Here is a 1,890-nt window from a genome sequence, read left to right as displayed (position 1 = left end):
GTTCTTAATAAACTTTTCCTTCGTGAGGTCAGCACGATTTACATATCCTTTTGACACGCCCATTCCGCTGATGCACAGTTCACCGATCGCCCCGAATGGCTGGAGCTGGCTTTGCTCGTTCAGAATATAAACACTGGCATTGCTGATCGGCTTTCCAATCGGCAATGAGGAGATGGAATCCGGCAGATCATGCACGACGTGAGCTGTCGCAAACACTGTTCCCTCAGTCGGCCCGTAGCAGTTAATCAGCTTGCCCGGCCCCATGACCCGCAGCGCTTTTCTGACATGAGGCACTGAGGCGCGCTCTCCGCCGAATAACACGCAGCGAAGCCCCTTCATCCAATCCTCTCCCGCATCCGTGAGAAGATTAAATAGTGCGGTTGTCGCAAACATGACATTGACATTCTCTTGCAGAATCAGATCTGTGAGCCGTTCTGTATCAAGCAGCGTATGTTCGTCTGCGATAATGAGCCGTGCCGCATTCAGCATAGAAGCATAGAAATCAAAGGTAAATGCGTCAAAGGCGTAATTCGAAACCGACAAGAACGTATCCTGATCAGAAAATGCCATGTAGTCTACATGCTTGACCAAACCTTGAATATTGGCATGAGTGGTCATATTGCCTTTTGGCTTTCCGGTTGTGCCGGACGTGTACATGATATATGCCGGATCATTAGGATCAATCGCATTTGCAGGATCGCTTGCCTGTTCTTCAAACCGTGTTTGATCATCGATGAAGAGCGTTGTGCCTGTATACGGCAGCTCAGCCGCTTGTTCTTTCATCTCCTGATGCGTCAGAAGACAGGCTGCCGCACTGTCAGCCAGCATATACGAGATTCGGTCCTCTGGCAGCTTCGGATCAACTGGCAGATAGGCTGCTCCCGCCTTTAATACACCGAGAATGCCGATCACCAATTCAAGTGAGCGCTTCGTGTACAGCGCTACAACAGAGCCTTTGCCCGCACCGTGTTTTTGCAGCCGGCGTGCAAGGCGGTTCGCTTCCTCATCTAATTCGCGATAAGACAGGGTCTGGCCGGAATACGTAAGCGCCGGCGCATCCGGATTGACGTTCACTGCTTCCTTGAACCAATCCGTCAGAGGCTTTGTTTCATGAGCTTGAGCAGGCGGGTTTAAGCCGGTTAGCAAAAATTCTCTCTCCCTGTCGTCAACGAGGTTGATCGTGCTGACAGGCTGATCCGGATTCTGGATGAGCTGCTGAATTGCTGTGAGAAGCTGAGATTTCAAGCGCAGGATAAACGCCTCATCAAACACATTCTCATTATAGGCAAGCTTAATCAGCATCTCATCTCCCGGGGAAGCCATCAGGTTGAGATCATAATTCGACTTCTCAAAAACATGAACATCCACCATATCAAAGCCGTTTTCACTGCTTTCTTCATTTTTCGCATCCTGAAGCGGATAGTTCTCAAAAACAATGATGTGGTCAATCAGTTTCGGCTGATCGGCCTGGCTTTGGATGTCATAAAGCGGCACATATTGATGCGGCTCAGACTGCAGCGATTGCTCCTGCAGCTGCTTGAGCAAGCCGTTAAATGTGATACCCTCAGACAGCTTCACACGTCTCGGGACAACGTTGATAAACAGCCCGACCATATGTTCAACGCCTTTGATTTCCGCGGGACGCCCTGAAACAACTGTACCGAAAGCCAAATCGCCAGACTGCTGATAGCGGCTGATCAATACGCTCCAGACTGCCTGCAGCGCCGTACTTAAAGTGGTATGCTGCGATTTTGCAAGCTCGGTAAAGGCCTTTGTCTCCACCTCCGGCAGTGGAAAGAGCAGCTCTTTCGGCTCATAGCCGTCCTTTTGTTTCTTTCTTTGCTCCGCAAACGTCGTTTGTCCTTCAAAGTCCTCTAAATATTCGCGCCA

1 pseudogene is annotated in these 1,890 nt (G+C 50.1%); it reads right to left on the bottom strand.

The window, feature by feature from the left end:
• A pseudogene (gene srfAC / locus ACWHAR_RS20290) lies at window positions 1-1,890 on the bottom strand (surfactin non-ribosomal peptide synthetase SrfAC); the annotation flags it as partial.

This window comes from Bacillus sp. LR--39, from assembly GCF_053613335.1.
The sequence above is the reverse complement of the archived record's forward strand: the minus strand, read 5'-3'. Positions and strand labels throughout refer to the sequence as shown.